5 protein-coding genes and 1 pseudogene are annotated in these 4,517 nt (G+C 71.9%); 3 read left to right on the top strand and 3 right to left on the bottom strand.

The features are described from left to right. Positions 1–247: pseudogene (locus tag ACPCK6_RS29250) on the top strand (hypothetical protein); the annotation flags it as partial. A 56-nt stretch (positions 248–303) separates the two neighbouring features. Here the strand turns inward: ACPCK6_RS29250 and ACPCK6_RS29255 are convergent. Both ACPCK6_RS29255 and ACPCK6_RS29260 read right to left on the bottom strand, forming a co-directional pair. Further along, complete coding sequence (locus ACPCK6_RS29255) at positions 304–720, bottom strand: VOC family protein (protein WP_194800595.1); 417 nt, start codon at positions 718–720, stop codon at positions 304–306. Beyond that, positions 696–1,268: a cob(I)yrinic acid a,c-diamide adenosyltransferase gene (locus tag ACPCK6_RS29260; RefSeq protein ID WP_013475364.1), complete on the bottom strand. Its 573-nt coding sequence runs from the start codon at positions 1,266–1,268 to the stop codon at positions 696–698. The genes ACPCK6_RS29255 and ACPCK6_RS29260 overlap by 25 nt, the downstream gene beginning before the upstream one ends. Here ACPCK6_RS29260 and murA point away from each other — a divergent pair. Together murA and ACPCK6_RS29270 are read left to right on the top strand one after the other, a co-directional pair. Continuing rightward, a complete protein-coding gene (murA, locus tag ACPCK6_RS29265; RefSeq protein WP_423482820.1) occupies positions 1,267–2,688 on the top strand; it encodes a UDP-N-acetylglucosamine 1-carboxyvinyltransferase in 1,422 nt (473 codons plus the stop codon). The genes ACPCK6_RS29260 and murA overlap by 2 nt on opposite strands. 69 nt (positions 2,689–2,757) lie before the next feature. Then, the gene (locus ACPCK6_RS29270) at positions 2,758–3,606 is read left to right on the top strand and encodes a 3-hydroxyacyl-CoA dehydrogenase family protein (protein ID WP_135241796.1); all 849 of its coding nucleotides are present in this window, start codon (positions 2,758–2,760) and stop codon (positions 3,604–3,606) included. Between the two features lie 91 nt (positions 3,607–3,697). On the opposite strand, the gene ACPCK6_RS29275 is transcribed toward ACPCK6_RS29270, so the two are convergent. Then, a partial coding sequence (locus tag ACPCK6_RS29275) for an alpha/beta hydrolase (RefSeq protein WP_423482821.1) occupies positions 3,698–4,517 on the bottom strand: 820 nt, incomplete at its 5' end.

A 4,517-nucleotide genomic window follows, 5' to 3' on the forward strand; every position in this document is an offset into this window, starting at 1 on the left:
GAACGACCACGACTCGCAGGGCCTGTTCCAGCAGCGTCCCTCCAGTGGTTGGGGCACGGTGGAGCAGATCACCGATCCTGAGTACTCGACGACGGCGTTCCTGAAGGGTCTGAAGCAGGTCGACGGTTGGCAGGACATGCCGCTGACCAAGGCCGCCCAGACCGTCCAGGTCTCCGCTTACCCGGACCACTACGCCCAGTGGGAGCAGCAGGCCGCCGACCTCGTCGCCAAGCACTGGAACAGCTAAGACCAACAAGCAAGACACAGCGAAAGGCCGGCACCCCAAACGGGGTGCCGGCCTTTTCACGTCTCCGCGACCAGCTCGACCTCGTACCCCTGCCCGTCGCTGAGGTAAGCGGCGTAGCTGTCCGGGCCGCCCGCGTGCGGGTGCCGGTCCGGAAACAGCAGCGTCCAGCCGTACTCTCCGGCGGCAGTGACCAGCCGCTCGACGGCGGACGGCGGGCCGGCGTGGAAGGCCAGGTGGTTCAGGCCGGGCGCGCGCCTGTCATGGGTGCGGCCGGTGAGCGCGGGTGACTCCTCCAGCACGATGTAGGTCGCGCCGAGCCGCCAGGAGCGGCCGGCGGGCCAGTCCTGGTAGGGCGTCCAGCCCAGCTCGCCGAGAAGCCAGCCCCAGGAACGACTGGCCGCCGCCAGGTCGGGTACCCAGACCTCCACGTGATGGAGGCCGCCGATGGTCAGCGCTTCCCGCCCGGCACCCATAGCACGTCGCCGTCCGGATTTGCCGTTCTTGACAGGATAAAGAGCAAATCGGAGAGCCGGTTGAGATACTTTGCCGGGAGGGGACTGGTCCGATCGGGGTCGTGTGCGACCAGCGCCCATGCCGCACGCTCGGCGCGCCGGGCGGTCGTCCGTGCCACGTGCAGCAGTGCCGCACCAGCGGTGCCGCCGGGGAGGATGAAGGAGTCGAGCTTGCTCAGGCGCGCGTTGTACTCGTCGCACCAGCCCTCGAGGCGCTCGACGTACTCCTCGGTCACCCGCAGCGGCGGGTACTTCGGATCCGGCTCGACAGGCGTCGCCAGATCCGCGCCGACGTCGAACATGTCGTTCTGCACGGACTCCAGCACGGCCCGCAGCTCGTCCGAGAGCTGCCCCAGGGCGAGCGCGACGCCGATCGAGGCGTTGCACTCGTCCACGTCCGCGTACGCGGCGATACGCGGATCGGTCTTCGGCACCTGCTCGTTGTTGCTCAGCCTGGTCATGCCGGCGTCGCCGGCCTTGGTGTAGATGCGCGTGAGGTGGACGGCCATGACGCACAGCCTACGGATACCGGACCTGACCATCCCGGCCCGGCCGAGCCCGGTGGGGCCGGGGGACGCGGGAGATCCGGCGCTCAGCGATGTCGACGTCATCCGGGTACGCGGTGACGCCCGCCTCGCCGGCACCGTGCACGTGGTGGGTGCGAAGAACTCCGCGCTGAAACTGATGGCCGCGGCGCTGCTCGCGCCCGGCCGCAGCATGATCACCAACGTGCCCCGGATCACCGACATCGCGATCATGGGCGAGGTGCTGCGGCGGCTCGGCTGCGGCGTACGTTTCGGGCCGGACGACCCGGTCGACCCGATGGTGGCCCACGGCGGTGTGGCGCGGTCCCGCTCGGTGCTCATCGACGTGCCGGAGCAGCCGGGCGCGGAGGCCGACTACGACCTGGTCCGGCGGCTGCGCGCCTCGATCTGCGTGCTGGGCCCGCTGCTGGCTCGCCGGGGGTACGTGCGGGTGGCCCACCCGGGCGGCGACGCGATCGGCTCGCGCGGCCTGGACATGCACATCGCCGGGCTGGCCCGGATGGGCGCGGAGATCTCCGGTGAGCACGGCTTCGTCATCGCCGAGGCGCCGGGCGGGCTGCACGGCGCAGACATCGTGCTGGACTTCCCGAGCGTGGGCGCGACCGAGAACCTGGTCATGGCGGCGGTGCTGGCCCGGGGCGCCACGACGATCGACAACGCGGCCCGGGAGCCGGAGATCGTCGACATCTGCACGATGCTGAACCGGATGGGCGCCCGGATCGAGGGGGCCGGCACGTCGACGCTGCACATCGTCGGCGTACCCGAGCTGCGCCCGGTCCGGCACGCCACGGTGGGGGACCGGATCGTCGCCGGCACCTGGGCGTTCGCCGCCGCGATGACCCGCGGCGACGTGACGGTGACCGGCCTGGACCCGGCGTACCTGGAGGTCGCGCTGGACAAGCTGGTCGCGGCCGGCGGCCTGGTCGAGACCCGGGGCGACGCCTTCCGGGTACGGATGGACGACCGCCCCCGGGCGGTCGACGTGGTCACGCTGCCCTACCCGGGCTTCGCCACCGACCTGCTGCCGATGGCGATCGGGCTGGCGGCGGTCAGTGAGGGCGGCTCGCTGATCACCGAGAACATCTTCGACGGCCGGTTCATGTTCGCCAACGAGATGATGCGGCTGGGCGCGGAGATCCGTACCGACGGTCACCACGCCCTGGTGTGCGGCCGGGAGCGGCTGTCCGGCGCCCCGGTCCGCGCCACCGACATCCGGGCCGGCGCCGGCCTGATCATCGCCGGGCTCTGCGCCGACGGCCTGACCGAGGTCTCGCATGTGCACCACGTCGACAGGGGCTACCCGGACTTCGTGGCCGACCTGCGGGCGCTCGACGTCGAGGTGGAGCGCGGCACCGCGCCGGAGGAACCGGACCTGGCCATCTGACGGCCGCTGCTTATCCGTCGTTAAGTAGGGTTCTGGCAGACGTTGCAGAACACGGCGAGGGAGAAGCAGATGGCGGGTCGACTCGCGGTCGTCGGTGCCGGGCTGATGGGCTCGGGCATCGCCCAGGTGGCGGCGCAGGCGGGCTGGCAGGTGACGCTGCGCGACATCGACGACGCGGCCACGAAGCGCGGTGTGGACGGCATCCGGAAGTCGCTGACGAAGTTCGCCGAGAAGGGCAAGATCGAGGCGTCCGACGTCGAGGCGACGCTGGGCCGGATCACGCCGACCACCGACCTGGAGGCCGCCGCCGACGCGGACATCGTGGTCGAGGCGGTCTTCGAGAAAATCGAGATCAAGCACGAGGTGTTCCGCGCGCTCGACAAGATCTGCAAGGCGGACGCGGTGCTCGCCACCAACACGTCGGCCATCCCAGTGACCCAGATCGCCACCGCCACCGAGCGCCCGGAGTCGGTCGTCGGTACGCACTTCTTCTCGCCGGTGCCGATGATGAAGCTCTGCGAGCTGGTACGCGGCTACAAGACCAGCGACGCGACGATGGACACGGTCAAGTCGTTCGCCGAGGGGATCGGCAAGACCGTGGTGGTCGTCAACCGGGACATCGCCGGTTTCGTCACCACCCGGCTGATCTGCGCGCTGGCGATGGAGGCGGTCAAGCTCGTCGAGTCCGGCGTGATCTCCGCCGAGGACCTGGACACCGCCTGCAAGCTGGGCTTCGGCCACGCCATGGGCCCGCTCGCCACTGTCGACCTGACCGGCGTGGACGTGCTGCTCAACGCCACCCGCAACATCTACACCGACACCGCCGACGAGAAGTTCTTCCCGCCGGAGCTGCTCCAGCGCATGGCCACCGCCGGCGACCTGGGCCGCAAGACCGGCCAGGGCTTCTACTCGTACTGACCGGCCCGTCCCGCCCCCGGCCCGCGCGGCCGGGGGCGGTTCACGTGCGGGCCCGGTTCAGGTGCGGTGCGGGGTCACGTGCGGTGCCGGTTCACGTGCGGGGCGGGCTGAGCGCGGCGCCGATCAGCGCGAACGCGTCCGGGATGACGGTGCCCCAGTAGCCGAAGTTGTGCCGCCCGTCGGCCCAGGCGGCGCGTACCGGCTCCTCGGGCAGCACCCGGGCCAGCGCGCGCACGTCCTTGAGGAAGTTGTCCTGCCGCCCGCACCACAGCCCGACCGGGGTGCCGCGCAGCCTCTCCACGCCGGTGAAGACCGCGTCGCCGGGGCTCACCGCGGGGGAGAAGGCCGCGGCCATCCGCAGCCACTTCGGGTACGTCTCGGCGAGCAGCAACGCGCCGAAGCCCCCCATCGACCAGCCCCACACGGCCAGCCGGCTGCTGTCGAACCCGCGCCGGGCGCACCAGGTGGGCACCTCCTCGCGCACCATCCGCTGCGGGTCGTCGTCACCGGCGGTGCGCCAGGACAGCCGTCCGCCGGTGGCGCCCGCGAGCGCGAACGGCGGGGCGCCCCGGCGTACCGCGTCGGTCAGGAAGCGGGCCAGCCCGAACCGGCCGTAGTCGCGCGGGGTGGCCGATGCGCCGTGCAGCACCAGGCAGACGGGTAGGCCGCGGCCATCGCCGTACCCGTCGGGCACCGCCGTCCAGAAGTCCACCTCGCGACCGCGCGCGCCGGACGCGATGCGGATCAGCCGTTCGTCGCCGGCCGGGGCGTCCGGCAGGGTCGGTGCCGGTCCCGGGCGGGGGGCGGACAGCTGCCGGGCGGCCAGGCCGCCGACCAGGCCGACCCCGGCGATCCCGGCGGCGGCGGTGAGCACCGTCCGCCGGGTCAGCGTGTGTGCCATGCCGGCGAGT

The organism is Micromonospora sp. AB353, assembly GCF_049538395.1.
Classification (GTDB): domain Bacteria; phylum Actinomycetota; class Actinomycetes; order Mycobacteriales; family Micromonosporaceae; genus Micromonospora; species Micromonospora aurantiaca.